This is a genomic window from Mesorhizobium sp. M1334 (genome assembly GCF_040317995.1).
Lineage (GTDB): Bacteria > Pseudomonadota > Alphaproteobacteria > Rhizobiales > Rhizobiaceae > Mesorhizobium.
This window is the reverse complement of record NZ_JAMYLM010000029.1, coordinates 25,602-51,901: the sequence shown is the minus strand read 5'-3', so window position 1 is coordinate 51,901 and position 26,300 is coordinate 25,602. Positions and strand designations below refer to the sequence as shown.

The window sequence follows — 26,300 nt, the reverse complement described above, 5'->3', positions numbered from 1 at the left end:
TGCCGGGCCAGCGCTTCGATACGGTCGGTGTCGAACCGCTCATCCAAGGCCTCTCCTTCGGCGCTCTGATCGCCGACAAGGCCTTCGACAGCAACACCATCATTGCCGATCTGAACGAGCGTGGCGCCAAGATCGTCATTTCCCAGCATCCGCGCCGAACAAAGCCGATCCCGCTCGATGCCGAGATGTACAAATGGCGTCATCTGATCGAGAATTTCTTCTGCAAACTCAAAGAGTTCAAACGCATCGCCATGCGCGCGCCGACAAAACCGACCAGAGCTTCAATGCCATCATTCATCTCGCTGCTGCCGTCATCAACTCCAAATGAATCTCAACAAGCCCTAATCCGACCGGGCCATCTCGGGAACATCCTTATCCGCTCCGGTATTCAGTCGGTTCTTGCCGATGCTCAGGCGGGCCGTTTCGACCTGGTTCTGTCGGAGGCGCTGGATCGCATCAGTCGCGATCAGGACGTGGCAGGTGTCTTCCGGCGCCTGAGTTTCGCAGGGGTGACGATCGTCACCCTGTCCGAGGGCCAGAAAATGGCGGCGGTCGAAGGGCAGCACGGAATCGCGCGCGTCGAGGGTTCGGCCTGTGTAGCGACGATTTAGCATTCTGGGGTTTTTGGAGGTTGCCCTGTTACTGCCTCGTTTCCCTCTGGCGGGCGCCCGACACTAGCGGAAAGCCCGTATATTCCGGAACAAAGGAGTCTCGCGGATGACCACCACCGTCACCACCGCCGCCGTCTTGAAAAATTTCGGCGCCTATCAGGATGCCGCGGTGCACGACCCGGTCACCAAGAACGGTCGCCCGCACACGGTGCTGCTGGCCTACGAGGATTTTGTCCGGCTGTTGAAGCGCGACCGGCGGGTCGAGCTGACAGCAGAGCTCGGCGCGGACGAGGTCGCCGCGCTCGAAGCCTCTGAAATGGAGCCGGAGTCTTCATCTTCCTGATCTCAGGGAAGCAGACGGGCGGACGCTACATGCAGATGGACATATTCGTGCCTAGCGGCGGCTCGCCGCCGCAACCGGCGCGACTTCGAGGAATGTTACTTCAGCAGTTTGATCAGCACTGCGAAAGCCGCGTCAATGTCGGCGCGAACCGCCGCCCGAACCGCTTCCGCATTGCGGTCTCGCAGAGCTGCAAACATCTGCTGATGGTGCTGGTTGGCGGTCGAATAGTTTCCAGAATCGTGCAGCATGTTGAAATAGGGGCTGATCTGCAGCCACAGGTTCTCGATGATGCTGAGCATGTTTTCCGAGCCCGCGGCCCGGTAGATGGAAAAGTGAAAAGCGTAATTGGCCCTGAGATAGGATTTTACGTCTCCGGCGGCATTGGCCTGCTCGAGTGCCTCCAGATGCTGGCCCAGCAGCATCACGCCGTGATCGTCAATGCGTTCTGCGGCCCATGCGGCGGCGATCGCCTCGATTTCAAACCTGACGTTTCTGAGATCGATGAGTCGCGCACGACTTAATGCCGGGATACCGATCGAACGGCCCGAAACCACCATCAGGGCGTTGGCGGCGCTCAGACGCCGCAGTGCCTCCCGAACCGGCATCGGGCTGACGCCAAAAGCGTCGGCAAGGCTCTGCACCGTCACCATTTCACCTGGAACGATACTGCCATCGAGGATCAACTCGGTAACGTGCCGGTAGACCCTGTCCTGCAGGGTTTCCCTGGAAAGTGGCGTGATTTCGACGCCCGGCTTCCTGAATGCCGCCCCAGCCATTTCTGTTAACCTTCCCCCATTCGGGCGACGCTCTTGTCATACCCGGCGCCTGTGCCCGGAATGCAAGGTTCGAATTGCCGCGTCAAGCGCCCGCGTGTCCAGCTTTGCCTCTCAGGCATTTCATCATTGATCTTTGATCAAATAATGATACGGTCAGCCGCATCGAATGACAAGGCGTACGTCTCGTGCCCTTGGGAGGCATTCGGTCGTCTGAACTGGGAGGAGTTTCGAATGGGTATCGGATGGAAAGCCCGGCGGCTTGCGCTGCTTGCCGGCATGGCTGTTTGCGCTTTTGGGATGTCCGGCGCAGAAGCGGCCGGAAAGCACAAGATATTTCTCAGCATGAGCTTCATCGGCAATGATTGGCAGGCCGAGGCCGCCAACATGGTCAAGGCAATGGCCTCGCACAAGAGCATGGTCGACAAGGTAGACCTTCAGGTCCAGGTGGCGGGGCCGAACGCACAGCGCCAGATCCAGCAGATCAATGCCATGGTCCAGGCCGGCGCCGAAGCCATCGTGATCTTCCCGATTTCGCCGACAGCCCTCAACCAGGTGGTGAAGAACGCCTGCGATAAGGGCGTGAAGGTGTTTGCCTATGATGCCGAGATCACGGAGCCTTGCGCCTACAATGTCCATATCGACCAGGAGGAGGCTGGCCGCGTAACGGCGGAGTGGCTGGTCAAGAAGCTCAATGGCAAGGGCAACATCATCGCGGTAACCGGCGTTCCTGGCACCTCGGTCGATGATCTGCGCACCAAGGCCGCGAAGGAGGTGTTTGCCAAGCACCCCGACATCAAGATCGTCGGCGAGGCTGTCGGCATGTGGAGCCAGGCGGTGGCGCGTACCGAACTTTCCAAGATATTGGCGACGCGCAGCTGGGACGACATCAACGGGTTATGGATGCAGGTCGGCTGCTTCACCGCCAATTCCATGCAGCTCGAGGCCGGCAAGAAGAGCAGCGAACTCCTGCCTTGCGCAGGCGAGGGTTCGAATGGCGGGCGTATCCAGATGCTGCCGGAGGGCACGGAGGTCGAGGGCGCGACCTCTCCCTATGCGCCGCTCGGCGCGTCGCGCATCTCCTACGCCTCGCCGCCATATTCCGGGGCGCTCGCTCTCAAGCTTGCCGTCGAAGCACTTGAAGGCAAGGACGTTGCCAAGAAGACGATCCTGCCGCTGCCGGTCGTCACCAACGAGACGATAAAGCTTTGCGACGAGGGCACCTGGGCGGAGATGAAGGCGGGTTGCAACGCGTTCAAACCGTCGCTGGTCTCGAACCCAGGCTGGTTCGCCTCGATCTTCTCCGATCAGACACCTGAAATCGGTCTCGCAGCAGCCCTTGTAGGCCAGCCTGAGGAGTAGGCACTCCGAAAGTGGGGGTGGGGTGCTTTCGAGGCGCTCCACGCACCTTTCATGCAGGCCGGGACTGGGATCATGATGTCAGCGCATTCGACAGCTGTCGGCATAGAGGGCGTCCGCAAGGCGTTTGGCGCAACAGTCGCCCTTGATGGCGTTTCCTTCGAGATCGCTTCCGGCAGCGTGCATGCCTTGCTTGGCGAGAACGGTGCGGGCAAGTCCACGCTCGTCAAGCTGCTGTCGGGGCTAGTGCGGCCCGACGACGGGCAAATCACCCTGTCAGGCGAACCGGCGCCACTGGGTTCGCCGCGGGCCGCGCATGCCAAAGGCGTCCAGACAGCCTTCCAGGAAATGACCTTGGTACGCGATCTCAGCGTTCTCGATAACATGTTGCTGCCTTACGCGCCCGTTGGCCCAGTCGGCCTGATAAGGCGGTTGAGCGCGCGTAGGGCAGTGCGCAAGCACATCTCCGATCTGGGGTTTACGGTCGATCTCGATGCCGAAGTAGCGACTCTCGATCTCGCCATCCGCCAGAAGATCGAAATCGCGCGCGCGCTCTATCGCAAGCCGCGCATCCTACTGCTCGACGAGCCGACCTCGACGCTGTCGGGTGGCGATGTCGAGTGGCTTGCCGCGATCATCGCGCGGTTGAAAGCGGCCGGTACCACGGTCGTGTTCATCACCCATCGCATGCGCGAGGTGCGGGCTTTCTGCGACACGCTGACCATTCTCAGGAACGGCCACCACATCGTCACCGCGCCGGTTGCCGACGTTTCGGATGGTGAGGTGATTGAAAAAATCATCGGCCGCAGCATCGCCCAGACCTTCCCGCCGAAACCAGAAAGCGAGGCCGCCTTTGGTCCGCCGGTGCTCGGCGTGCGCGATCTCAAAGCCGGGAGGAAGCTCGACGGCATCGATTTCGACCTGCGCAAGGGCGAGATCCTCGGCGTTGCCGGATTGCAGGGCATGGGTCAGCTCGACCTGTTCCTCGCCTGTTTCGGCATGGCCGAGATCGAGCGCGGCCACATCCTGGTCGACGGGCGCCAAGTGTGGCTCGGCTCGCCCGCGGATGCGCTCAAGCCCAATATGGCAATCGGGCTGGTGCCGGAGGACCGCAAAACCGAAGGCCTGTTCCTGAAACTCTCGGGCCGGCAGAATGCATCGCTGCCGGTCGTCGCGCGCTTCACCCGTTATGGCCTGATCAGAACAGACGAGGAGGCAAGGGCCGTACAGTCCGCCTTCTCGACCGTGGAGGTCGACCGCAGTGCCTTGTGGACAAGGGCAGGGGCCTTCTCGGGCGGCAACCAGCAAAAGATAGCCATTGCCAAATGGCTCGTCGCCGAAAGCCGGATCCTGCTGCTTTTCGATCCGACCCGGGGCATTGACGTGGGGACCAAGCACGAGCTCTACGTGATGATGCGCGACTATGTGGCGGCCGGCGGCTCGATCCTTCTGCATTCAACCGAAATTCCCGAGCTGGTCCATCAATGCGACCGGGTGCTCGTCCTCTATGACGGCCATCTGGTGGCTGAGCTTGCCGGCGACGAGATCACCGAAGGCGCGATCATGCGGCCGGCGCTTGGCCAGCGGGACGTGGTTCGGGAGGCGGCGGAATGAGTGTGACGAGCTCGGCCGCCGCGGCACCGACCGCGACATTGGCGCGGCTCCTCGCGCGGCATCACGGCGCCATCATCGCGGCGATCGTCTTTGCCCTGCTCCTGCTGATCGTCGATCTGGTCAGTGCCGGGCGGCTCACCTATTTCGACATTTCGTTCCTGTCGAGCGGCGGCGCCACTTCCGCATTGGCGGCGATCGGCCAGACCCTCGTCATCCTGTCCGGCGGTTTCGACCTGTCCGCCGGCGCGGTGATCTCGCTGGTCAATGTCGTCCTGGCAAACGGCATGGATCCGATGGCGACCGGCACGAGTGTCGCGCTGTGGACTTTGGCCGGAATTGGGGTCGGCATGCTGGTCGGCGCCTTCAACGGCTTCTTCATTGCCGTCCTGCGCATGCAGCCTATCGTCGTCACGCTGTCGACCATGTTCATCCTGCAGGGGGTAACGCTGCTGGTCATGGACAAGCCCGGCGGCTTCGTCTCGCCCGATCTTGGCGCCTTCTATCTCGGTGATGCTATCGCCGGCTGGCTACCGATGCCGCTGGTGGTCATCGGCGTGGTCCTGCTCGGCTGGTTCTGGCTCGAAGGCACACGCTTCGGGACGGCGCTTTATGCCGTCGGCAGCGATCCGGACGCAGCCGCGTCGGTCGGCGTGCGGGTCGTTCTCGTACGCTTCCTGGTCTATGTCATTGCCGGCGGCTGCTATGGGCTTGCCGGCGTTTTCATCAGCGCCCAGACGGGCAGCGGCGATCCGCTGGTCGGCAACCCGTTGTTGCTGTCGATGTTCGCGGCGGTCGTCGTCGGCGGTACAAGGCTGGGCGGCGGTCAAGGTGGGCCCGTCGGCACTGTCTTCGGGGCCTACATCCTGATGATGGTCGTCAATATCCTGCTCGTGCTCAACGTCTCGGCCTACTATTCGACGATTGCCGAAGGCACGATCCTGATCCTTGCCGTGCTTGCCGGCTCGCTGTCGCATGGCTCCATGCTTGCCCGTCAACTGCGTGCGCTGCGGGCGCGGCTCGCCGCGTGGCGGGCCGGAATGCTGCCCTCACAGATCGATCGCACCGACCGGCGACTGCGAATTGCGCGGGGCAGCGCCGGCGGGCAGCAGGCGCCGCAGCCGGCCTTCCATGTCCGTAACGCAGAGACGCTGCGCTATGCGCTGCCGGCCTATGTCTGTCTTGCCATTGTCGTGATCGTCACCCAGATCTGGCTCGGACGCGCCATCGTCAATTTTGGCTACTGGAATTCGCTGTTCGTGCTGTCGAGCTTCCTTGCCATCCTGGCGCTTGGGCAAGGCAGCGTGATTCTTACCGGCGGACTTGACTTGTCAGTGCCGTGGACGATCGGCCTGTCGGGAATCCTGCTTGCCGGTATGGTCAACGGATCCGACGCTGCACTTGCCTATGCGCTGCCGGCGGTGCTCGCTGTCGCTTGCCTGATCGGTCTCGCCAACGGCATCGGTATCGTTTTTCTCGGCATCTCGCCAATTGTTATGACGCTGGGCACCAACGGCATTCTGCAAGGTTTCGCTTTGCTCTACTCGCAAGGCACGCCGGCCGGCTTCTCCTCGCCGATGCTGCGCTGGTTCATGACAGGCAAGGTATTCGCCATCACGCCGGTGGTGCTGTTCATGATCGCCTTCGTCGTCTTTGCCGTGCTGCTGCTCGGCCGCACCGCTTTCGGCCGCCGCGTCTACGGCATCGGCAACAGCCTGCGCGCAGCCCAGCTCTCCGGCATAGCGGTCGGTCGCACGCTCATCCTCGTCTATGTGCTGTCGGCAGTCTGCGCGGCACTGGTCGGCATCATGCTGACCGGCTTTTCCGGCCAGGCCAGCCTCGGCATGGGCGACGATTATCTGCTGCCCTCCATCGCCGTCGTCGTGGTCGGCGGTGCGCTGATCACCGGCGGGCGCGGCCATTATCTCGGCATGCTGGGCGGGGTGCTGCTCCTGACCGCGTTGCAGATGCTGCTCGCCGGCACGACGCTGCCTTATGCGACGCGGGCGATCCTGTTCGGGCTGGTGGTGCTCGGTGCCGTCATGGCGCTGCGTGAAAGGCGGATTCAGTGAAAGGGATGGAACAATGAGCTCAAGCGCACCGGCATCGGCGGACGAATTCCTGACCGGGCTCAAAGGCCAGCGCGTGCTGGTCACGGCGGGCGCCGGCGGCATCGGCTTTGCCATTGCAGAGACACTGTCGCGGCTCGGCGCGCGTGTCGTGATCTGCGATATTTCGGACGAGGCATTGGCGTCCGCTCCGAAAAGGATTGCCCTTGCCGCTGCGGTCAAGGCCGACGTTTCGCGCGACGACGATGTCGACCGGCTGTTCGAGACTATCAAGGAGAAGCTCGGCGGGCTCGACGCCCTGATCAACAATGCCGGCATTGCCGGGCCGACCGGCGGCGTCGATGAGATCGATCCGGCAGACTGGCGGCGTTGCATAGATATCTGCCTGACCGGCCAGTTCCTGTGCGCGCGTCGTGCCGTGCCGCTGATCAAGGCGGCGGGCGGCGGCTCGATCGTCTCGATGTCTTCGGCCGCCGGCCGCCATGGCTACGCGTTCCGAACGCCGTACTCGGCTGCCAAGTTCGGCGTTGTCGGCCTGACCCAGAGTCTTGCAAAGGAACTCGGACCGCATGGGATCAGGGTCAATGCCATCTTGCCCGGCATCATCGAAGGGCCGCGCATCGACAAGGTCATTGCCGACCGGGCAAAGCAGCTCGGCGTTTCAAACGAGGAGATGACACAACGCTATCTGCAGAACATCTCGCTGCGCCGCATGACCAGCCCATACGATGTCGCGGCGATGGTGGCCTTCCTGCTTTCCGAGGCGGGCATCAACATTTCCGGCCAGTCGCTCGGCGTCGACGGCAACGTCGAGACACTCTGAGGGGGAGATCATGGCGAAGGTAGCAATTGTCGGAAGCGGCTTCATCGGGCGAGCGTGGGCGATCAGCTTCGCTCGTGCCGGCCATGATGTGCGCATGTGGGACCAGGCGCCGGCCGCGGCCAGCGGTGCGCAGGACTATATCGCCAGCGTGCTCGGCGACCTTGCCGCCAACGATTTGCTGCGGGGACAGGCGGCCGATGCCGTGCTTGGCCGCATCACTATTGTGGCGGAGCTTGGCGAGGCCTTGGCCGATGCCGTCCACGTCCAGGAGAACACGCCGGAAAACCTCGAGGTGAAGCGGGAAGTGTTCTCCCGGATCGACGCCGTTGCCGGTCCGCAGGCGGTGCTCGCTAGTTCCACCTCGGCGCTGTTGCCGTCGAAATTCACCGATCATCTTCAGGGGCGCCATCGCTGCCTCGTCGTGCACCCGATCAATCCGCCCTATCTCATCCCGGCAGCGGAAGTCGTGCCGGCGCCGTGGACCTCCGCCGAAACGTTGGAAAGGACGCGTGCATTTCTTGTCGAGGCGGGCCACGCGCCGCTGGTGATGAAGCGCGAACTCGACGGCTTCATCATGAACCGCTTGCAGGGTGCGCTGTTGGAGGAGGCGTTCCGGCTCGTCGCCGACGGCTATGCCAGCGTCGAGGACGTCGACATGGGCCTGCGCGAGGGGCTGGCGCTGCGCTGGTCGTTCATGGGTCCGTTCGAAACGATCGACCTCAACGCGCCTGGTGGCGTGCGCGACTATGTAGAGCGCTACCAGACGATCTATTCCAACATCTTCCCGCAGATGCTGCGTCGGGTCGACTGGGCCGGCGAAGTCATGGAGACGGTCGAGGCCGAGCGCCGCAACCGGCTGCCGCGGGAAGAACTTGGCGAGCGGCAGGTCTGGCGCGACCGCCGACTGATGGCGCTGGCGGCGCACAAGAAAAAAGCGGATCAGGAGTTTGGACGATGACGGAAACAAGCCGCAAGCCCGGCGCCCAGCAAGCCAAGAAGGTCATCATCACCTGTGCGGTGACGGGGGCAATCCATACGCCGACCATGTCGCCCTATCTGCCGATCACGCCGGACCAGATCGCCTCGGAGGCGATTGCGGCGGCCGAGGCCGGTGCAGCGATCCTGCATCTGCATGCCCGCGACCCCGAGACCGGCAAGCCCGACCAGACGCCGGAGGCGTTCGGGCGTTTCCTGCCGCGCGTCAAACAAGGCACCAATGCCGCCATCAACATCACCACCGGCGGCAGTCCCTACATGAAGCTCGAGGAGCGTGTGCGCCCCGCCGCGCAGTTCAAGCCGGAAGTCGCCTCGCTCAACATGGGATCGATCAATTTCGGGCTCTATCACCTCGTAGACAAATACGAAACGTTCAAGTTCGACTGGGAAAGGCCGCACCTGGAAGCGACGCGTGACCTGGTCTTCCGCAACTCGTTCAAAGACATCGAGTACATACTGGAGACCTGTTACGACAACGGCACGCGCTTCGAGTTCGAGTGCTACGACATTGCCCATCTCTATAACCTCTCCCATTTCGCCGATCGCGGGCTGGTGAAACCACCGTTCTTCGTGCAGTCGGTGTTCGGTCTGCTCGGCGGCATCGGCACGCATCCGGAAGACGTGGCCCATATGAAGCGCACCGCCGACCGGCTGTTCGGCGAGCAGTACCGCTGGTCGGTGCTGGGGGCTGGCGCCAGCCAGTTGCGCATCGCTGCACAATCGGCAGCGCTTGGCGGCAACATCCGCGTCGGGCTTGAAGACAGTCTTTGGGCCGGCAAGGGCAAGCTTGCCAAGTCGAACGCCGAGCAGGTGGTGCTTGCCCGCAAGATCATCGAAGGACTCGGGATGGAAGTGGCGACGCCCGACGAGGCCCGCGAAATCCTGTCATTGAAGGGCGGCGACCAGGTCGCGTTCTGACCGGTTTCTGCAAGTTCGAACAGAGGAGGACGGAATGAAGATCGAGGTCGTGGTGGACGTGAAGACCACGCTGGGCGAGGGACCGCTGTGGGACGTTGAACAGGAGCGCCTCTACTGGATCGACAGTTTCGACGGGCGCGTGTTTCGGGCGACCGCCGACGGCCGCGAGATCCGTTGCTGGGACGTGCCGATGAAGATCGGTTCGATGGCATTGCGCAAGGACGGCGGTGGCGCGGTGGTGTCGCTGCAGCGCGGCTTCCATCTGCTGGATTTCGCCACCGGCGAGGTGACGCTGATCCACGATCCAGAGCCGGACAGGCCGATGAACCGGCTCAATGACGGCAAGGTCGATCGGCGAGGCCGCTTCTTCGCCGGCTCAATGGACACCATGGAAGAGGGACCCTCCGGCGGGCTCTACCGGCTCGATCCGGATTTCTCGGTGACCCGAATAGATTCCGGCATCATCTGCTCCAACGGTCCCTGCTGGAGCCCCGACGATCGCACTTTCTATTTCGCCGACACCTGGACCGGTGAGATCTGGGCATACGACTACGACATCGCAACCGGTGCCGCCGCCAACCGGCGCACTTTCACGCGTGTCGATACCAGCCGGGGAGGGGCGGCCGACGGCTCGACTGTCGATGCCGAAGGATTCCTTTGGAACGCGCTGGTCTATGATGGCAGGCTGGTCCGCTACGCGCCTGACGGCAGCGTCGACCGTGTTATCGACATGCCCGTCAAGAAGATCACCAGCGTCATGTTCGGCGGGCCAAAGCTCGACATCCTGTACGTTACATCGATGGCCAAACCGCCGCTGCCGCGCTTTCCGGGCGACGGAGTTTTACGCGGCAGCCTTTTTGCCATCACCGGCCTCGGCGTGACGGGAGTTCCCGAGCCAAGATTTGCCGCGTAAAACGGTGCGTAGTGGCGGTCATCCTTCCCGCCTGCTTGGTGCCAACCCCAACGTCCCGCCGCAGGGCAACCGGCGCTGGAACCTCGTGCCGGGCGGTTCTGATGGAACCCACAATGACAGGCTTGGGGCGCTTCGTCTGAAGTGTGCGCGAACATGTCCCTGGAAACCATCAACCGAGCCTTGGAGACCTGCTCGGAACAAGAAATCCATCCATTAGCAACTCCAATGCCTCGAGTGCCTCTTCGTCCCGCAAATTGGTCAGAGCTACGCCGTCCACGAAGACGACCTTTTCATCGTCTATGTCGTAGACCTCCCAAAGCCCGTCCTTGATCCTTCGGATGGCGTGCCGACGCTCCATAAGCAAAATCTGATACTTGAGTCTCGGCGACGTTGGGCAGAAGATTCGGGCACGAGCCGATCAAAATAGTGGAAAACCCCAAGCCTCTGACGATGCTCTTGAAAGTTCTCGGCGACTTCCGCCGTCGGCACACTGCGGCAGTCGCTCGCGCGCTGTTTACTTGCACGAAGCAAACCTCGGCGACTGATTAACGCTTGGCACTCTCGCTCTCCGTCTCGGCCCGCGCCAGGAACTGCTCGGTTGTCGAGGGAATATGGCTTTTCAGCCAGTCCGCCATCGCGACTTCCTCTTGCAGGTTCTGCTCGCAAACCTGCGCGACCTCCGTTTCACCGACCGATTTAGCAGCGGCGATAAGGATCGTGTAGGAGGCGATTTCCATGTGCTCGAACGTGTAGCTCGCAAGTGATCCTTTCATCACCTCGTCGCCAGCGAAGACACCGCTCAGCGACTGCGCCATCGCGGTCAGCTTGCCGCCGGCATCCTTCAACGTCGAGGACCCTTGCCCGATGCGGTCGAGACAGGTTTTAAGCCGAGCCGCCTGCTGCCTGGTCTCATCGAGATGCTGCCGGATTCGGTCGCTCAATTCAGGATAGTTCTCAATACGGTTCAACTGCCCACTCAGCATAGTCTCGGCCTGCTCCTCCATGGCGTGAGCATCCCTGAGCCACTGGACAAGCCATTCACGTGATTCTGACATTTCACTATCTCCTTGATGATCTTCCAGAACTTTCAAAAGAAGATATTGTTCCTCGTTGGTTTTGGCTGCGGAAGAGACATAACAGCCAGCCGCCAGCTTTATGTTGGCGGGCTTTTGCTCGTCCACACTGCCTTTCAACGAGACAGGCCGGGACCGCAAGACAGCGCGCGGCAAGCCTCACCGGTTGCGTCAGACGGGGCATCGCCGGCGATGACCATCGTTGCATATGTTCTCCAAATCGCCGGGCACCCTATGCGTGCTTGGTGCTGTCGCTCACGAGGCGGGCCAACCCGCAAAGATCAAGATACGGGTCGAACTGGTACTGGCCCGAAAAGCGGAGTGCTCCGGTGGGCCCCCGGGCAGGTCCGCATCGGACAAGAATTCGGCGCGATCCAAGAGACGCGCCGGCGTCGGCCTTACGGCGGAACTTCTCCGCCTGTTGTTTGTCTTCAGCGTGGACAAAGGCAGGTTTCGCTTCCAGGTTCGCCCTATCCGCCATGGCCGAGCAAAGCGCTGCGATTTTCTCTTTCGCCTTTTCATTCGCGGCCGCGTACAGCTTCGCGCCTTCCTGGCAGAAATTGCGAATGAGGGAAGCGTATTCGAAGCCATGCTGGGATGTGACCTTGGCGGTAGAGCGGCCGCAGGCCTGCAGGCCGATCTGGCGCGCCTCAAGAACCGCGACCCTCAGACCCGAAGCTACGCAGCAGAGAAAGGCCGCCTGCAGTCCCGCAATGCCTGCGCCGACGATCGCGACTTCGAAGTCATGATTGCCCTGCAAGGCACCAAATGAAACCTCACGCTCTCGATCGAGCCAAAATGGGATTGGCTTCATCGGCCCGGCCCTCTCTCGCGCCTTTCCAAGGCTGAAACTTTGGCATCCGAAGGTCTGCCGAACGCTTCGGATTCGGCGGCTTCCAACTCGTTGAGAGATTTTGCGAGCGCGGTACCCCAGACCATATGCACGGCGATCATAAGCAGATTTCGCTGTGCAGGATGACGCCATGCGGGAGCAAGAATTCGCGCTGCAGGAATCCAGCCCAGATAGCTCGCGGCCCACACTCCGAGGCCATAAAGCGTCCCGCTGCCGCGACGCCGTGGCAAAAGTGCGAAAATAGCACCTGTGATGGCGCCGAACCCAAAGTGTGCCAACAGAGTATTCGTTCGCGCCTGCCGTTCATCGCCGTGCATGTCCAGGTGATCGACAATTTCGCGGGGCGGCAACGGGTAGCGGCTCGTCTCGTTCAGCAACGTCTGGAGCTGTCGCATGGCGCCGGTCATCGCCATCGTTGCCGCTAGGCCGGCCAGAGCTCCCAAAATCATCCGCCGCACAACAGCCTCCTGAGGCAATCTTGCCCAACAGGGCTGCGGGTCGATTGTTCCGTGGAGCGCTATTCGAGCTTGGCGGTGTAACCTCTCCGGCAACATCTTGCAGACCGATAGGATGGCAAAAAAGCCACGCGGCACGCCTTTCCACCGCAGCGACACGGTAGCCGCTGTCACCAAGGTCATCGAGCATGCGCCGCGTGCTGCCGGGTAATGGGGTAGCTCCAACGTCGGGAAGTTCGACGGTCTTGCCTCGTCCATCTTATTGGTTGCTGACCACCCGGACAAACTCGGCCGCAGGCTCACGCCGGCCGGCTTTTGCTTGAGCCGGAGTATCGTCGTCCCAACGAGTCGCCGCTCTACCCATGATCCCTCCAAGCCTCTGGCTCACTCCCACCGCAAGGTGGCGAACCTCTTTGTCTCTGCTTCTAAGGCATCCATGGAGTTCGCTGATGGGCGATATCAACCGGACCGCATGACACCAGGCTCCTCGGCAGGCGGTTCATCTCGTCTCGGCTGAAGTTCCGGATATTCCCTCATTACGTCAGCGAAATTGACCGTCGCGATCAGATAGCCAGCTTCATCGTAGACCTTAGTCGTGGACCCGGATTGATCGACGGCGTCCGGAAGGCCCGCGACCAGCGCAGTTCGCACTCTTTCAATGGCTTTTTGGTTGGCTGCTTCGACGCTGGCGAGTTCGATCTCGAAGGCGTTCGTCTGTCCGAATTCAGTATTCTCGAAGCGAAATCTGGGCATGGGCACCTCCTGCTACCCGGAGCAATGCTCACTGGGTAATTCCGTTCCGAGGAACACGGCCCGAGAGTACGTCACTGCCCGATGGGTAGCAGCCGCAGAGCGTACCAACCGCTCTTTTTCGACCGGTGGGTCCGCGCAAAGCGCCACGGATGAAGCGTTCGCGTTTGAGCGCAGGGACGGCTACGCTCCTATTTCTGCTCCCGCCTCGCTTTCGCGGCTTCTGTCATGCGGGCACAGTCGAGTGGAGAGGACGGCGATCCATTCGCCATCCCCGGCACGGCTGCTATTCCTCTTAAGAGCGAGGGCCGGCGCGGCAGGATTGGTATCCGTGACCATCGAAGTGGGCGGGCGCCAGTATGGAGACGTAGCCAAACACACCAGACGCTTGGCCCCGATCCGGCTTTTTCGAAGCCTGGGAACAAAGATTGGGCCCAGGAGTTGGGCCAAGTCCACGCCACAGGCGCTTAGACTTTCTTGTCGGGAGGGGATATGTCACGTGTCTTCAACTTCGGTTTACCGGTCTTTCTTGGTGCTGCGGCGTTGACGCTTAACGTTGCTTCGGACCCGCTGCCGCCGGATCTGACCTATCGTCCATTGCCAAGCCTGCCCTTTTCTGCGGTGAAGGAGAATGACCAAGCGCAAAAACCCGCCGTGATCGAGCGGCAGCGCAAGTTGCTCGAGAGCCGTTACAACCTGGCGGACCGGCCGATGCGGGGCGTCATGATGTCGGGCGGCCGGAAACTGGTGCAGGAGGGCGTCAGGGTCAAACTCCCGGCAGGTGAGACCTGGGACAGCCTGGCCGCCAAAACTCCCCAAGAAATCCGCGACCGCGGTTTGTTGCCGAACGGCTTCCTGCCGCTGCCGCACGTCAAGCAGGCGACCGGAGGCCAGGTCTTTCCGGAAAACCAGATCAGAGAGATCGGCGCCGATGAAGGGCGCGATCTGCGGCGCTTCGACGTCGATTTCGACCTGCCCGATTATCTTACGCCGGAATTCCCACCTCCGATATTCCTCAGCACCCACCCCGAACTGGGGGATGTGTCGCGCGGGGATCTGCTGACGATCCGCAACTTCTACGAATATATGAACGGCATCATCACACCCGTACAGATGGAAGGACTGCGTCTGCTGCTGACGCCCTTCCCACAGGAGGAATTCAATCAGACCGAGGATAGAAAGGTCGCGATGCAAAGCATGGGTGTGGCATGCCTCGACTGCCACGCGAATTTCCATACCAACGCAGCCTTTCACCTGACGCCGGACGTCCGGCCGCAAGCCGAGCGCTTTCGGCTCGACACAACCAGCCTGCGCGGCCTGTTCAATCAGCAGATTCATGGCTCCAAACGCTCGCTGCGCTCAGTCGAGGACTTCACGGAATTCGAGCAGCGTACCGCCTACTTCAACGGCGATCACGTGAGCGCCACCCGCAAAGGGGTGAATCTGCCGGACCGCACGAACCAGGTGGCGATGATGGCGCAGATGCAGAACATCATCGATTTTCCGCCGGCGCCGAAGCTCGACCCGTTCGGGCGGCTTGACCCGGCCACCGCAAGTGCGCAGGAGCTCAAGGGCGAGCAGGTGTTCATGGGCAAGGGCCGCTGCGCCGAGTGTCATGTTCCAGGGTTGTCATTCATGGACAACAACATGCACGACCTGAAGCTCGAGCGGTTCTACAAGATCGGTAAGACCTTCAACGACCAGGTCGCCATACCGGATGGGCCGATCAAGACCTTCACACTGCGCGGGATCAAGGATTCTCCGCCCTATCTGCATGACGGCCGCCTGATGACGCTTGGCGATACGGTTGAGTTCTTCAACTTGGTGCTCGGAACGAAGCTTGACCAGCCGGAAAAGGATTCACTCGTGGCTTACCTGCTCACTCTCTGAGCGAGCGAAAAAGCCGCTGCCGGGGGGCCCGCCTTCGGCGCAGAATGGAGGACATCATGCGTGCTGCCGCAATCACCTTCGCCCTGGCGCTGTCGCCTTGTTGTGCGTTGGCGCAGATCGGCAATCCGGCCGGCCTTGCTCCCGACACGAGGATGGAGAAGCCTGGAGTTCCAGCGCCGAACCAGACGAATTATCAGGATCGGCTTTTCGCCCAGCTGGTCACGGCTGGCGGCAGGGCCGAGGTGGAGCTGGGTCGGCTCGCGGCTGGAAAGACAAGCCATGATGGGGTGAGGGAATTTGCAAATCGAATGGTCGAAGACCACGACAAGGCAAATAAACAGCTGAAATCCATCGCGGACAAGAGCGAGATTCCGCTTCCCGAAGAGCTCGACCCCGATCATAAGAAAATCCGCGCCGATCTCGAAAAACTGGACGGCGCTGCATTCGAGCTGGATTATCTGGCCGCGCAGATCGTCGACCACCAGAAGGCGGCGCAGCTTCTGGTCTGGGAGATTGGCTCCGGCGAGGATGCAGAGCTTCAGCAGTTCGCCTCCGACAAGCTGCCGACGGTGCTGGAACATCTCGACATGGCTCGCACGTTGCACGCGGATCTGGCAGGGAAAGCTTCGCTTGGACCGGAGTCGCAAAAGAATAAATAACGCCGCCCATTTCCAACGCAGCCCCTGAAAGTTCGTGGCTGCCGTCGCCCGGAACTCGACGGGGCGAGAAGCGCGTCGGGTCGCGGAAAGATCAATCCCCCTGCTGATTGGAAAAGTGACGCGATAGCGGAACTGCGGCTCGCCGCCGCGCTTAGTTTGGCGAAGGAGCTATCGCATGAGCGCGACCAAAGAGTTTTTTGAAGCCTGGCTACAGGAGAATGTCAGCACCCTTCCCGGTGAAGAGGAAGTGAGTGTCGCCGTGCTCGCGCAGCAGTTCGAGCAGGATGCCGAAGCGGCCGGCTATGGTCGCGAGGTACGTGAGGACGAGCTCGGAAATACCGAAGATGCGATCGGGCAAGCGCTGAAGAATTCCGTGCCAAGTGTGCATACCGTCCGCGCCGAACAGAGCGATCTGGGACCTGTCATGGATGCGCTGGAGGTCGATGATTCCAAGAGCGGGCCATAGCTTCAGGATATACGCCCTATCCAGCTGTCAGAGTTTGCCCGAGGAAACCGTATGGAGCAGTTTCGCAAGGACATCGCCGCGTTGCTACACAGCATCACGCCTGAACTCGCCAATCTGCGGCTTGCGACGTCAATGTCGTGTACTTCGGTGTGCCTGTGGCCGCGATCACAATTGGTGCTGATCGATGCCGCGGTGCCAAATGTCCGGAAAACATCATCGATGTCGCCGAGAGACCTTTTGGCAGTGGCGCCCGACCGGCTGCCATCCTGTTGACCCACGGCCATTTCGGACAGGGGCGACGGCAGAGAAGGAGGACAGGGGTAGTGCCGGTCAATCATCACGTCGGTTCTGGCCGGCAGATGTCGACCTCTCTGTCCGCGCAAGGCCCCGCACGGCGGCCACTCCGCGTGGGAAGCCGCTGCGGTTGCTAAAATCCCGCGGTTGCGCGCGGCCGCGAGCGTGGCGGGCGCTTACCTTTTGGGCGCTCAACCAATCGACGAGCGTCACACTGGCGACGAGGACCAGAGCAAGGCCGACATTGTCACGCTTTGGATTGCTGCGCCGGAACGCCGGCAAGAGTGTTGCTATGTCGAGCGCGTCACCGCCCAAACGGCTCCAAAGCCCTGCCTGTTTGTCTACCGACAAGGAGAGAATGCCGCTGCTGACCTCCCGCGCCCCGTAGGCACGGATGATGCTCTCCTTGCCGCGCATGCCGAGTGCGCGGGCGATCCGCTCGGAGGCCACAAGCTCGGCGACACCTAGCGCTATGCTGAACCAGCCCAGTCTGCGGGTAAGCATATCGGAGGCTGCCAGCGCAGTCGGGCCAGACTTTACGACCTTGGGGTCGCTTGGCGATCTGCTGAGATTCCCGAATTTGGTAAGCATGTTGATGGCTCTCCTAGGGCTTCAGTACGACTTTGACGCAGCTATCCTGCTTGTCGCGGAATACCCTGTACATCTCGGGTCCTCGTTCGATCCCGACCGTGTGGGTGATGACGAAGGAGGGGTCGATCTGACCTTCTTCGATGCGGCGCAGCAGGTCGTCGGCCCAGCGATTCACATGCGTCTGGCCCATCCTGAAAGTCAGGCCCTTGTTCATGGCTTGGCCCATCGGGAGCTTGTCGACGAACCCGCTATACACGCCCGGGATTGAGATGACGCCGGCTGGCCTGCAGACATAGATCATCTCCCGCAGCACGTGTGGGCGATCGTTTTCCATCAGCATCATCTGTTTCGCGCGGTCGTAGAGAGTGTCTGGTTGCCCAAGTGACACATGGCTTTCCATCCCGATGGCATCGATGCATTTATCGGGCCCTTTGCCACCTGTAAGCTCATTCAGCGTCTCGATAACCCTCGCGTCCTTGAAGTTGATTGTGATGGCGCCGGCTGCCGCGGCCATGGAAAGGCGTTCCGGCAGGCAGTCGATCGCCACAACCTGCGCGGCCCCGATGAGGACCGCGCTGCGTATGGCCATCTGCCCCACCGGGCCACAGCCCCAGATCGCGACCGTGTCGGACGGCTCGATGTCGCACTGAACAGCAGCCTGCCAGCCGGTTGGAAAGATGTCGCCGAGGAAGAGGACCTGCTCATCGGAGAGGCCGTCCGGAACCTTGATATGCGTGGCGTCGGCAAACGGCACGCGAACATATTCGGCTTGTCCGCCCGGGTAACCGCCGGTGAGATGGGTATAGCCAAACAGCCCGGCCGTGGTGTGCCCGAATGCTTTGTCGGCGATATTCTTGTTGCGGTTGGTGCGTTCGCAAACCGAGAAATTCTTGCGCTTGCACTGCTCGCATTCACCGCAAATGATTGTGAAGGGAACAACGATGCGATCTCCGTTCTTGAGGGCGCCGTTTACGCCGGATCCAACTTCCACCACCTCTCCCATCATCTCGTGGCCCATGATGTCGCCAGGCAGCATCGCCGGGATGAAGTTGTGATAGAGGTGCAGATCCGAGCCGCAGATCGCGCAGCTGGTCACCTTGACAATGGCGTCGCGCGGATCCTCGATTTCGGGATCGGTAACCTCGTCGCAACGTATATCTTCTTTTCCATGCCAAACGAGAGCCCGCATGCTTCATCTCCTGTGGATGCCCGTCTGCAGCGCCGCCGGCAACGCCCTCGGCCGAACTGACGTCGCGCAAACGGGTGCTGAGAACGGCTGCTTCCTTCATTCCGGAGCCAACCCCGGCCGCTTTCCTTCGGACTATGGAGTTTCTTGCGCCGAACCCGTGAGGCAGCATCGATGTTCCCGCATCTTTAAAAAACTCCGGTCCCGCACTATCAGAAGGGTCGGCTGACAATTTTCGCAGAGGCACCAGGGTCTTTTCACAGCCGTCGCTGCCCGGTCGGAACATGGACTCCGGCTCAGCGGTTTGTTTCACCGGGTGTTCGGCTTCAGGCCGAAGGCCTTGCCCTGATGCCGCCGAATAAGGGTCAATGGTCTGCCGGGACGTCAGTGATCTTCTCCTATGTACCCACAGGACCAGGCAGGCCCATCTGACCTTCACATCCAGCAATCACAGTTAGGGTCAGGACTCATTGATCCAGAAGATGAAGGCTGCAGCGAAGGCGATCGCCGACAAGAAGGTGTGAGCACATCGGTCGTATCTGGTGTGGATGCGTCGCCAGTCTTTGAGGCGTGCGAACATGTTCTCGATCCTGTGGCGTTGTCGGTATAGGACAGGATCGTAGCTGTGCTGAACACGATGCTTGGCATGGGGTGGGATGCATGGCGTGATACCGCGCTCGACGAGCGCCTGGCGGAAGGCCGCTGAACTGTAGGCCCGATCGGCGAGCAGGGATTTGGCGGCGGGCAAATCCTCGATCACTGCCGCAGCAGTCTTGTGATCATTGGCCTGCCCTTCGCTCAGATGCAGCAGCCGCGGACGTCCCTTGCCGTCACAGACCACTTGCAGCTTGGTGGTCAGTCCGCCTCGGCTGCGTCCGATACATCGGGATAGAGCCCCTTTTTAAGGAGGCTGGCGGCAGTGCGATGCGCTTTGAGATGGGTGGCATCGATCATCAGATTGTCCGTTTCGCCGCCCTGCGCGGCCAGTTCCGCCAGGATGCGGTTGAACACACCCAGCCGACTCCAGCGGATGAAGCGGTTGTAGATAGTCTTGTGCGGACCGTAGTCGGAAGGGACATCTCGCCAGCGAAGACCATTGCGGATCACGAACAGGATGCCGCTCAGCACCCGGCGGTCATCTACACGCGGCACACCATGCGACAAAAGGAAAATAGGGCTCGATCCGGCGCATCTGCTCCGGCGCTCGCGGGACAGCGAGTTGCGAGCCATAGTGAAGGAACAACAAGGCACTGGCCTCGTTAGAGCCGTACATCCATCGATAGCTCAACAGGAGATCAGAATGGCGACGACGAGAAGATCACAGGGCAGTTCCAAGGGCTTGGAAGACCTTTTCTACGATGGTCTGAAGGACATCTACTACGCCGAACGGAAGATTCTGACCGCCTTAAAGAAAATGGCAAAGGGCGCAGAGTCCGAAGAGCTGAAGGCCGCGTTCGAAAAGCATCGAGACGAGACAGAAGGTCAAATCGATCGCCTGCAGCAGGTTTTCGACGCGTTCGGCAGGAGGGCGCAGGGCAAGACCTGCCCAGCAATCGATGGCATGATTGAGGAGGGGCAGGAGATCTTGGAGGAATTCGGGGACGCTCCAGCATTGGACGCAGGGCTCGTGGCTGCAGCCCAGGCCGTCGAGCATTATGAAATCGCGCGCTACGGCACTCTTGTGACGTGGGCGGGCTTGCTCGGCCTAAGAGACGCAGTCCCACTTCTGGAACAGACTCTCGAGGAAGAAAAAGCGACCGATGAAGCGCTCACCCAACTCGGCGAAACTGGCGTCAATGAACGGGCAATGCAGCAGGCCGCGTAAGGTCGCGTATTGCTGGGGTGGCCAATCCGAAATTTGCATCTTCTTGAGCAGCGCAATGAGCGAATTCGGATTTGGCCATTTCCTCTGTCGCTTGCCTGTCGAGCACCCGTGTTTTGGCACCAACCGCATTGTACTACTGCGCGCATCCAATGTGGGCGCGCCGGTTACGCTCAGCGAAAACACCAACCCCACCGCACGCGCCTATATCGACGCGGCAAGAAGACTCGAGGGCGAGGACCTGCCGGTCATTCTGCCTTTCGAACGGAGGGGCCTCCTCGACCGGCTGTTGGGAAGGAGGGCAGCATGAACCTGCTCGATATCTCAAGCGCCGCGGCAGCGCGCCCGTGGCGCGCGAGCGCTTGCAACTGCTGTTGGCTTACGAGCGTCGAAGCCGCAACCAGCCCGATCTCGTCTCCGTGTTGCGCGAGGAGATCATGGCGGTGATCGCCAGGCAACGCCAACACGTTGACGTGATGGCAGCCGAGTGCAAATCGAAGAGGCGACCGAACCTGGCAAGGGGCGATCGCCGAACGCAAGTGCTTGCGCCATCCCTGGCCGACAGGATGCCGGTATGAACGAGGAACCGGCTCGTCGGCCTGCGGCAGATCCCTCTGGCATCGACAGCTTTTTCATGGCTGGTTTCGAGTGTTCCTCGCATCGTCGTGCCGACGGGGTGCGCCTTGATCTGATCCGTGCGACCTCACATGACACCCATGCATCCGGCGACTATCGCCGCTGTGCCGAGCTTGGGCTTCGCACGATCCGCGACGGCTTGCGCTGGCACTTGATCGAAACAGCGCCGGGAGTCTTTGACTGGTCGAGCTGGATGTCGGTGATCGAAGCAGCCCAAGCGGCCGGGGTGCAGGTCATCTGGGATATCTTCCACTATGGTTCGCCAGACCACGTCGAGCAAGGTGGCCCCGGCTTTTTCGAGGCCTATGTCCGTTTCGCCGCGGAAGCTGTTCGGGTTCATCGCTTAGCCACCGGAGTGGCTCCCCTGGTATGTCCGATCAACGAAATTTCGTTCTTTGCGTGGGCGGTGGAGGTCGGCTATTTCCCGCGCGTCGGGCAGAACAAGCGCGGATGGTTCAAACGCCACCTTGTCAGGGCAGCGATCGCCGGGATCAGAGCAATGCGGGAGGCCGAACCCGGTTGCAGGTTCATCTGGGCTGAGCCGCTCATCCATATTGCTCCTCGTGACCGCACTCGCGCCGAGCGGCGGCGCGCCGAAAATGCTCGTCAGGGCCAGTTCGAGGCTTACGACATGCTGGTCGGGCGCGCTGAGCCGGAGTTGGGTGGCAGCGAGGACCTTGTCGACGTCATAGGCCTCAACTTCTACCCGCACAACCAGTGGTACTTGAATGGGCCAACGATACCGATGGGGCACCACGAATACCGGGCGCTTTCGGAAATGTTGGTCGAGGTCGATGAGCGCTATAGGAAGCCAATGTTCATTGCCGAGACTGGCGCCGAGGGGTCGGGACGGCCGGCTTGGCTCCATTATGTTTGCGACGAAGTGCGCGATGCGATGAGCCTCGGCGCACCTATTCAGGGCATATGCCTGTACCCGGTGACGGCCTACCCCGGTTGGGACAATTCGCGCCACGCCGAAGTAGGCTTGTTCTCCACCATTCATGCGGACGGCTCGCGCACTCTTCACAGGCCGCTTGCCGACGAGTTGGAGCGCCAGCGCCGATTGTTCGAGGCCTTCGAAAACGAGCCAGCAGGCGCGGTATAGCCCTGTCGATAGCGCGCCGCGCTTTAACTGCATCGGCAACGCGGTAAGCCTATATGTGTCTGCGAGAAAGATCCTGCCGTCCTTGGCCGCAGCGATGAACGCCTCGCGTGCGACCCTTGGCGCTTTCCGCCGCGGATCACGGCAAGGCACGCCCCGATTGTTGCGAGTCTCGACTTGCAAGCCAGCTCCGGGCTTCAGCAGAACCTCGGCCGCGTCCGTTACCGACACAACAACCCTTGTCGCGATCGATCCGGCCGGGTTGAACGACTATCGGCTTTGTGAAACGCCTCGTACGCACGACCCCTCCAACGGCATATTAGGTTCCCTTGATCTTTGCGCCATCTCAAATGTTAATGCTCGCCGCGACCGCAGCTTAATCCCGGCGCATCGTTCACTCCGCCGCCTCGCGCTGCGTCGGCCTCTGCCCGATGCCGTTTGCCGGCATGCTCTTTTGAATGCGCGCGAACGTCGCCAACGCCTGCCCGACGACCTGATCCATATTGTAATAGCGATATGTCGCCAGACGTCCGACGAACCAGACCTGTGGGCACGCCGCTGCCAACGCTTCGTAGCTTTTGTACAACGCCTCGTTTTCGGGCCGCGGCACCGGGTAATAGGGATCTCCGATGTCCGAGGGGTATTCGTAGGTCAGGCTGGTCTTCGGACTCTTCTGTCCGGTCAGATGCTTGTACTCGGTGATGCGGGTATAGTTTTCCGTCTGCGGATAGTTGACGACAGCGACCGGCTGAAACTCCTCGCAATCAAGCGTCACGTGCTCAAAGCGCAGCGAGCGGTAGGGCAAGCGACCCAGCTTCCAATCGAAAAATTCGTCGATTGGCCCGGTGTAGATCATCCGCTGAAACGGAATCTTGTCACGAATCTCGCGATAATCGGTCTGCAGCATGATCTTGATCTTGGGATTATCCAGCATGCGCTGGAACATGCGCGTATACCCGCCTGCCGGCATTTTCTGGAAAGTGTCGCCAAAGTAGCGATCATCCCGATCGGTCCGCGTTGGCACCCGCGCTGTGACTGATTTGCTCAACTGGGAAGGGTCAACACCCCACTGCTTCCTGGTGTAGCCGCGGAAGAATTTCTCGTAGAGCTCCCTGCCCACGGTGCTCACGACGACGTCTTCGGCTGTGCGGACTTCTTCCACCGTCTCTCGCCGGGAAGCGAAGAACTCCTGCAACTGCTCGGATGTCAGCTTAAGGCCGTAAAGGCGATTTATGGTGTCTAGATTGATCGGTATCGGCAGCAGCTTTCCGTCGACCAGCGACAGCACGCGGTGTTCGTAAGACCGCCATTCGGTGAACTGCGACAGGTAGTCCATGATCGATTGGGCGTTGGTGTGGAATATGTGCGGCCCATAGCGGTGGATCAGGATCCCTGCCTCGTCATAACAGTCATACGCATTGCCGCCGACGTGATTTCGTCTGTCGACGATCAGGACGCTTTCTTGTCGTTGCGATGCCATGCGTTCCGCCAGCACGCTGCCGGCGAAGCCGGCGCCGACGATCAGCCAGTTGAACATGCTCACGCTCCCCTCGGCAACGGGACGACGCTCTTCATCGCGTGGGCGCGCTGGATGTGGGCCGCCATCGCATTCCAGGTCTTCTCCCAGGACATGTCGGCGAGGTAAGCGTCGGCTTTCTCGACCAGGAAATTGCGGGGACGCGCCAGGATGGATCGAAGCTTCGCTTCGACATCCTCTGCGTCGACAATGTCGACCAGGCCTTCGGCGCCGTAGGTGCGCACGACGTCGACGATCGCTGTGGAAACCACCGGCAGTCCAGCCGCCAGGAATTCAGGAGTCTTTGTCGGACTGATGTAGCGTGTCGCCTCATTGAGCTTGAAAGGCATCCAGCCGGCACTCCAATGCCGGAGGTAGCGTGGCAGGTCGGCATAGGACTTGCCGCCCAGCCAATGCAGGTTGCTTGCCGTGGGCAGCCTCGCCGGATCAATCTTGACCACAGGGCCGAGCATGACGAATTGCACGTCCGGCATTGCCCCAGCCGTCTGCGCTACCAATTCGACGTCGAGCCGCTCGTCAATGACCCCGAAATACCCCACTCTCGGGTGAGGTATGTTGGCCTGGTCGAGTGGGTCCTCCCCCGGCTCTCTCGCCTGATGGAAATGTGCAACGTCGATGCTGCTTGGAAAAGGAAAGATCGAACGATGCAGGCTTCGCTTGGCCTCGTAAAGGCTCTGCCCGCCCGTGAAGACGATATCGGCACGTTGGAACAGCGCCTTCTCCAGCTGTTTCAACTCTGCCGGTGCGTTCTTGAACGCGGAGAGTTCATCCATGCAGTCGTAGACGCAGACGTCAAAGGTGAGATGGTCGCTGAAACGTAGCGCCATGGGCGTGTAATACCACGCGGTCAGCCGTTCATGCGGCGTCGAGGCGACGATCTGGTCGACGAATCTGCGCTGGAGCGCATCCGCCTTGGTGGCGGACGCGCCGACTGGAATAACCGGAGTCACAATTTTGATCGTAGGTGAAACGTCGTTCACCCGCATCGAAGCGTGGCGCCTTTCCTCGAAGATCGGCTCTTCGAAATAAATTAGCTGCTGCTGTTTCGAGGCGAGCGTCAGAATCTGTTGCGGTCTTTGGAATACAAAATTCCATCGGAGGTGGGAAAAGCAAAGTAAAATTGACGATTGTACGGCGGTATTTGGTGCTGTGGAGGTGCCCGCCGCCATTTCCATGTAGAAATCCTTCGTTGCAGTTAGAAATTTCCTCGATTAGCATACGTTAATCGAGGCAGCTTCGAACGAAATTCGCAGCCATCTATATAACTTTCATCCCAGTAAGTTGTTCCATAGTTCCAAACTGTCTCGGGCGAGGCCAGCGGTCCGCTCCATTCCGGCCATGGCTCAACAGAGAAGGTCAAGCCGGACGACCTACATCCGGCTGACATGATGGCCGCTCCAGAAGCTGAAGCCCCGCGCCGTGCGTGACCCAAAATGTGGCGCATTGCCACAGAACGGTTGAAATCGTTCAATCGTTCAACAACCGTTCATGGGCGGAGTTATAAATGAGGCCTGCGAATCGACTCATTCGAGTCGCGCAGGTGGTTCATTGGGTTGGGCCCGCGAGGAATCGAGGGATGGTTGGCGAAATGAAGATTGACTTTGAAACCAACGTGTTCCCGTTGTTTCACCCGCAGGTCGTGGATGATCTGAAGGACCCTTGTCCGGTGTTCGACGGCACGCTCTGGCACGTCTTCGGCTCCAGCGGCACCGTCACAACAGAGAGCTGGAAAATCCTCCACGCCACAGCGCCGGATCTTTATGGACCCTGGACAGAGCACGAGGCGATCGTTTTGCCGGTAACCGGATCGGGCATTGCGGCGCCCGGCGTCATTCATGAGTGCGGCGTCTTCCACATGTTTATCCAGACCGAATTCATGAAGTCCGGCGGACGTTGCGAGCACGCGGTGTCCAATGACGGCTTTCATTGGGTGGTGCTCAATGCGGCGATATTGTCGCTGCCCGACACCGATGAGGACGGCATCTACGATCCCCACCCCGCAATCATCGGAGGCAAGCGCTATATCGTCTATTCAGGCATGCCCAAATTCACCAGAGTGCCTCAGCCTGATGTCTATCTGGCGCGCAGCCAATCCGATTCTTGGTTCGGTCCATGGAAACGTCTCGGCAAGATACTCGATCATCTCGACGTGCCGCATCACAATGCGCGCGAGCACCCCGATTACGAGTGGGGGATAGAAGGGGCGCAACTGGTTGAATTGCCGGATGGCCGCGTGCTTCTCAACGCTACCTGCTTCCTCCCCGACGGCCCCCGTGGAAGCCGTCAACGCGTTTTCTTTGCTATCGCCGATAGGGTAGAGGGTCCTTATGTCTCGGTCGGCCCCGTCCTTGATCCTGGCGAGCCAGGAGAGAATGGCCATTCGACCGTAATGATCGAAGGCCGGCAATTGACTTTGTTCTACCAGAGCAGACGCGAGACGACGAACCACCGCTGGCGATATGGTCTGGCCAAGTGCGACTTGGATCGGCACATACTTTCCAGAGTTGCCTAGGAGACGTGATCCAATCGTAGCCGCTGGGCTATCCACCTCGTCCAGGTCGCATTGCCCG

At 60.8% G+C, this 26,300-nt stretch carries 25 protein-coding genes and 4 pseudogenes; 19 read left to right on the top strand and 10 right to left on the bottom strand.

From position 1 onward, the window contains the following. The 3 genes and pseudogenes from NKH17_RS29545 to NKH17_RS29535 all read left to right on the top strand — a co-directional run. Positions 1-328 (top strand): annotated as a pseudogene (locus NKH17_RS29545) (transposase); the annotation flags it as partial. Continuing rightward, a complete protein-coding gene (locus tag NKH17_RS29540; protein ID WP_352902792.1) occupies positions 285-611 on the top strand; it encodes a recombinase family protein in 327 nt (108 codons plus the stop codon). The pseudogene NKH17_RS29545 and the gene NKH17_RS29540, both read left to right, overlap by 44 nt. A 106-nt stretch (positions 612-717) precedes the next feature. Then, positions 718-954 (top strand): type II toxin-antitoxin system Phd/YefM family antitoxin, encoded by a 237-nt coding sequence (locus NKH17_RS29535; RefSeq protein WP_352507630.1) that lies wholly within the window; start codon positions 718-720, stop codon positions 952-954. 95 nt (positions 955-1,049) lie between these two features. Here the strand turns inward: NKH17_RS29535 and NKH17_RS29530 are convergent, their stop codons facing one another. Continuing rightward, positions 1,050-1,730 (bottom strand): GntR family transcriptional regulator, encoded by a 681-nt coding sequence (locus NKH17_RS29530; protein WP_254820088.1) that lies wholly within the window; start codon positions 1,728-1,730, stop codon positions 1,050-1,052. A 231-nt stretch (positions 1,731-1,961) separates the two neighbouring features. Between NKH17_RS29530 and NKH17_RS29525 the strand changes: the two genes are divergently transcribed. The 7 genes from NKH17_RS29525 to NKH17_RS29495 all read left to right on the top strand — a co-directional run bounded on the left by NKH17_RS29525 (position 1,962) and on the right by NKH17_RS29495 (position 10,416). Further along, positions 1,962-3,089 (top strand): sugar ABC transporter substrate-binding protein, encoded by a 1,128-nt coding sequence (locus NKH17_RS29525; RefSeq protein ID WP_352806450.1) that lies wholly within the window; start codon positions 1,962-1,964, stop codon positions 3,087-3,089. Between the two features lie 72 nt (positions 3,090-3,161). After that, entirely contained in the window at positions 3,162-4,700 is a 1,539-nt protein-coding gene (locus tag NKH17_RS29520) for a sugar ABC transporter ATP-binding protein (protein WP_502910637.1), read from the top strand. Next, complete coding sequence (locus NKH17_RS29515) at positions 4,697-6,769, top strand: ABC transporter permease (RefSeq protein WP_352902795.1); 2,073 nt, start codon at positions 4,697-4,699, stop codon at positions 6,767-6,769. The genes NKH17_RS29520 and NKH17_RS29515 overlap by 4 nt, the downstream gene beginning before the upstream one ends. Positions 6,770-6,782: 13 nt before the next feature. Beyond that, positions 6,783-7,589 carry an SDR family oxidoreductase gene (locus NKH17_RS29510; protein ID WP_352806444.1) on the top strand — a complete coding sequence of 269 codons (807 nt, stop codon included), beginning with the start codon at positions 6,783-6,785 and terminating at the stop codon, positions 7,587-7,589. Positions 7,590-7,599: 10 nt separating this feature from the next. Next, on the top strand, positions 7,600-8,547 hold the full coding sequence (locus tag NKH17_RS29505) for a 3-hydroxyacyl-CoA dehydrogenase (RefSeq protein ID WP_352806442.1): 948 nt from the start codon (positions 7,600-7,602) through the stop codon (positions 8,545-8,547). Then, complete coding sequence (gene kce / locus NKH17_RS29500; RefSeq protein WP_352806440.1) at positions 8,544-9,503, top strand: 3,5-dioxohexanoate:acetyl-CoA acetone transferase; 960 nt, start codon at positions 8,544-8,546, stop codon at positions 9,501-9,503. The genes NKH17_RS29505 and kce overlap by 4 nt, the downstream gene beginning before the upstream one ends. Before the next feature lie 34 nt (positions 9,504-9,537). Continuing rightward, complete coding sequence (locus NKH17_RS29495) at positions 9,538-10,416, top strand: SMP-30/gluconolactonase/LRE family protein (RefSeq protein WP_352806437.1); 879 nt, start codon at positions 9,538-9,540, stop codon at positions 10,414-10,416. Positions 10,417-10,961: 545 nt separating this feature from the next. Here the strand turns inward: NKH17_RS29495 and NKH17_RS29490 are convergent. From NKH17_RS29490 to NKH17_RS29475, 4 genes are all read right to left on the bottom strand, one after another. Beyond that, on the bottom strand, positions 10,962-11,471 hold the full coding sequence (locus NKH17_RS29490) for a ferritin-like domain-containing protein (protein WP_352806619.1): 510 nt from the start codon (positions 11,469-11,471) through the stop codon (positions 10,962-10,964). Between the two features lie 250 nt (positions 11,472-11,721). Continuing rightward, positions 11,722-12,303, bottom strand: coding sequence for an FAD-dependent oxidoreductase (locus NKH17_RS29485; protein ID WP_352902799.1), 582 nt, complete (start codon positions 12,301-12,303; stop codon positions 11,722-11,724). Next, positions 12,300-12,980 carry a hypothetical protein gene (locus NKH17_RS29480; RefSeq protein ID WP_352806431.1) on the bottom strand — a complete coding sequence of 227 codons (681 nt, stop codon included), beginning with the start codon at positions 12,978-12,980 and terminating at the stop codon, positions 12,300-12,302. The genes NKH17_RS29485 and NKH17_RS29480 overlap by 4 nt, the downstream gene beginning before the upstream one ends. Before the next feature lie 276 nt (positions 12,981-13,256). Beyond that, entirely contained in the window at positions 13,257-13,550 is a 294-nt protein-coding gene (locus NKH17_RS29475; RefSeq protein WP_352902801.1) for a DUF6894 family protein, read from the bottom strand. A 489-nt stretch (positions 13,551-14,039) separates the two neighbouring features. Here NKH17_RS29475 and NKH17_RS29470 point away from each other — a divergent pair, with 489 nt between their 5' ends. From NKH17_RS29470 to NKH17_RS29455, 4 genes are all read left to right on the top strand, one after another. Beyond that, positions 14,040-15,437 (top strand): cytochrome B6, encoded by a 1,398-nt coding sequence (locus NKH17_RS29470; RefSeq protein ID WP_352902803.1) that lies wholly within the window; start codon positions 14,040-14,042, stop codon positions 15,435-15,437. Positions 15,438-15,481: 44 nt separating this feature from the next. Further along, positions 15,482-16,096: a DUF4142 domain-containing protein gene (locus tag NKH17_RS29465; RefSeq protein WP_352806423.1), complete on the top strand. Its 615-nt coding sequence runs from the start codon at positions 15,482-15,484 to the stop codon at positions 16,094-16,096. A 175-nt stretch (positions 16,097-16,271) separates the two neighbouring features. Then, the gene (locus tag NKH17_RS29460; protein WP_352806420.1) at positions 16,272-16,562 is read left to right on the top strand and encodes a hypothetical protein; all 291 of its coding nucleotides are present in this window, start codon (positions 16,272-16,274) and stop codon (positions 16,560-16,562) included. A gap of 51 nt (positions 16,563-16,613) precedes the next feature. Further along, entirely contained in the window at positions 16,614-16,835 is a 222-nt protein-coding gene (locus tag NKH17_RS29455; protein WP_352902807.1) for a hypothetical protein, read from the top strand. 57 nt (positions 16,836-16,892) lie between these two features. On the opposite strand, the gene NKH17_RS29450 is transcribed toward NKH17_RS29455, so the two are convergent. The 3 genes and pseudogenes from NKH17_RS29450 to NKH17_RS29440 all read right to left on the bottom strand — a co-directional run bounded on the left by NKH17_RS29450 (position 16,893) and on the right by NKH17_RS29440 (position 19,825). Continuing rightward, positions 16,893-17,447: a hypothetical protein gene (locus tag NKH17_RS29450; RefSeq protein ID WP_352806418.1), complete on the bottom strand. Its 555-nt coding sequence runs from the start codon at positions 17,445-17,447 to the stop codon at positions 16,893-16,895. Between the two features lie 13 nt (positions 17,448-17,460). Beyond that, complete coding sequence (locus NKH17_RS29445; protein ID WP_352806414.1) at positions 17,461-18,636, bottom strand: zinc-dependent alcohol dehydrogenase; 1,176 nt, start codon at positions 18,634-18,636, stop codon at positions 17,461-17,463. Positions 18,637-19,093: 457 nt separating this feature from the next. Beyond that, positions 19,094-19,825, bottom strand: a pseudogene (locus NKH17_RS29440) (IS5 family transposase). A gap of 108 nt (positions 19,826-19,933) precedes the next feature. Between NKH17_RS29440 and NKH17_RS29435 the strand changes: the two are divergent. The 4 genes and pseudogenes from NKH17_RS29435 to NKH17_RS29420 all read left to right on the top strand — a co-directional run bounded on the left by NKH17_RS29435 (position 19,934) and on the right by NKH17_RS29420 (position 22,196). Next, the gene (locus NKH17_RS29435; RefSeq protein WP_352806412.1) at positions 19,934-20,458 is read left to right on the top strand and encodes a YciE/YciF ferroxidase family protein; all 525 of its coding nucleotides are present in this window, start codon (positions 19,934-19,936) and stop codon (positions 20,456-20,458) included. Positions 20,459-20,591: 133 nt separating this feature from the next. Next, a pseudogene (locus NKH17_RS29430) lies at positions 20,592-20,765 on the top strand (septum site-determining protein MinD); the annotation flags it as partial. Continuing rightward, a pseudogene (locus NKH17_RS33525) lies at positions 20,762-20,919 on the top strand (cell division topological specificity factor MinE); the annotation flags it as partial. The pseudogenes NKH17_RS29430 and NKH17_RS33525, both read left to right, overlap by 4 nt. Before the next feature lie 110 nt (positions 20,920-21,029). After that, positions 21,030-22,196, top strand: a complete 1,167-nt coding sequence (locus NKH17_RS29420; RefSeq protein WP_352902358.1) for a beta-glucosidase — start codon at positions 21,030-21,032, stop codon at positions 22,194-22,196. A 391-nt stretch (positions 22,197-22,587) separates the two neighbouring features. On the opposite strand, the gene glf is transcribed toward NKH17_RS29420, so the two are convergent. Both glf and NKH17_RS29410 read right to left on the bottom strand, forming a co-directional pair. Beyond that, positions 22,588-23,730 (bottom strand): UDP-galactopyranose mutase, encoded by a 1,143-nt coding sequence (glf, locus tag NKH17_RS29415; protein WP_352902355.1) that lies wholly within the window; start codon positions 23,728-23,730, stop codon positions 22,588-22,590. A 2-nt stretch (positions 23,731-23,732) separates the two neighbouring features. Further along, complete coding sequence (locus NKH17_RS29410; protein WP_352902352.1) at positions 23,733-24,680, bottom strand: glycosyltransferase family protein; 948 nt, start codon at positions 24,678-24,680, stop codon at positions 23,733-23,735. Between the two features lie 626 nt (positions 24,681-25,306). Between NKH17_RS29410 and NKH17_RS29405 the strand changes: the two genes are divergently transcribed. Continuing rightward, on the top strand, positions 25,307-26,242 hold the full coding sequence (locus NKH17_RS29405) for a glycoside hydrolase family protein (RefSeq protein WP_352902349.1): 936 nt from the start codon (positions 25,307-25,309) through the stop codon (positions 26,240-26,242). The last annotated feature ends 58 nt before the right edge of the window (positions 26,243-26,300 follow it).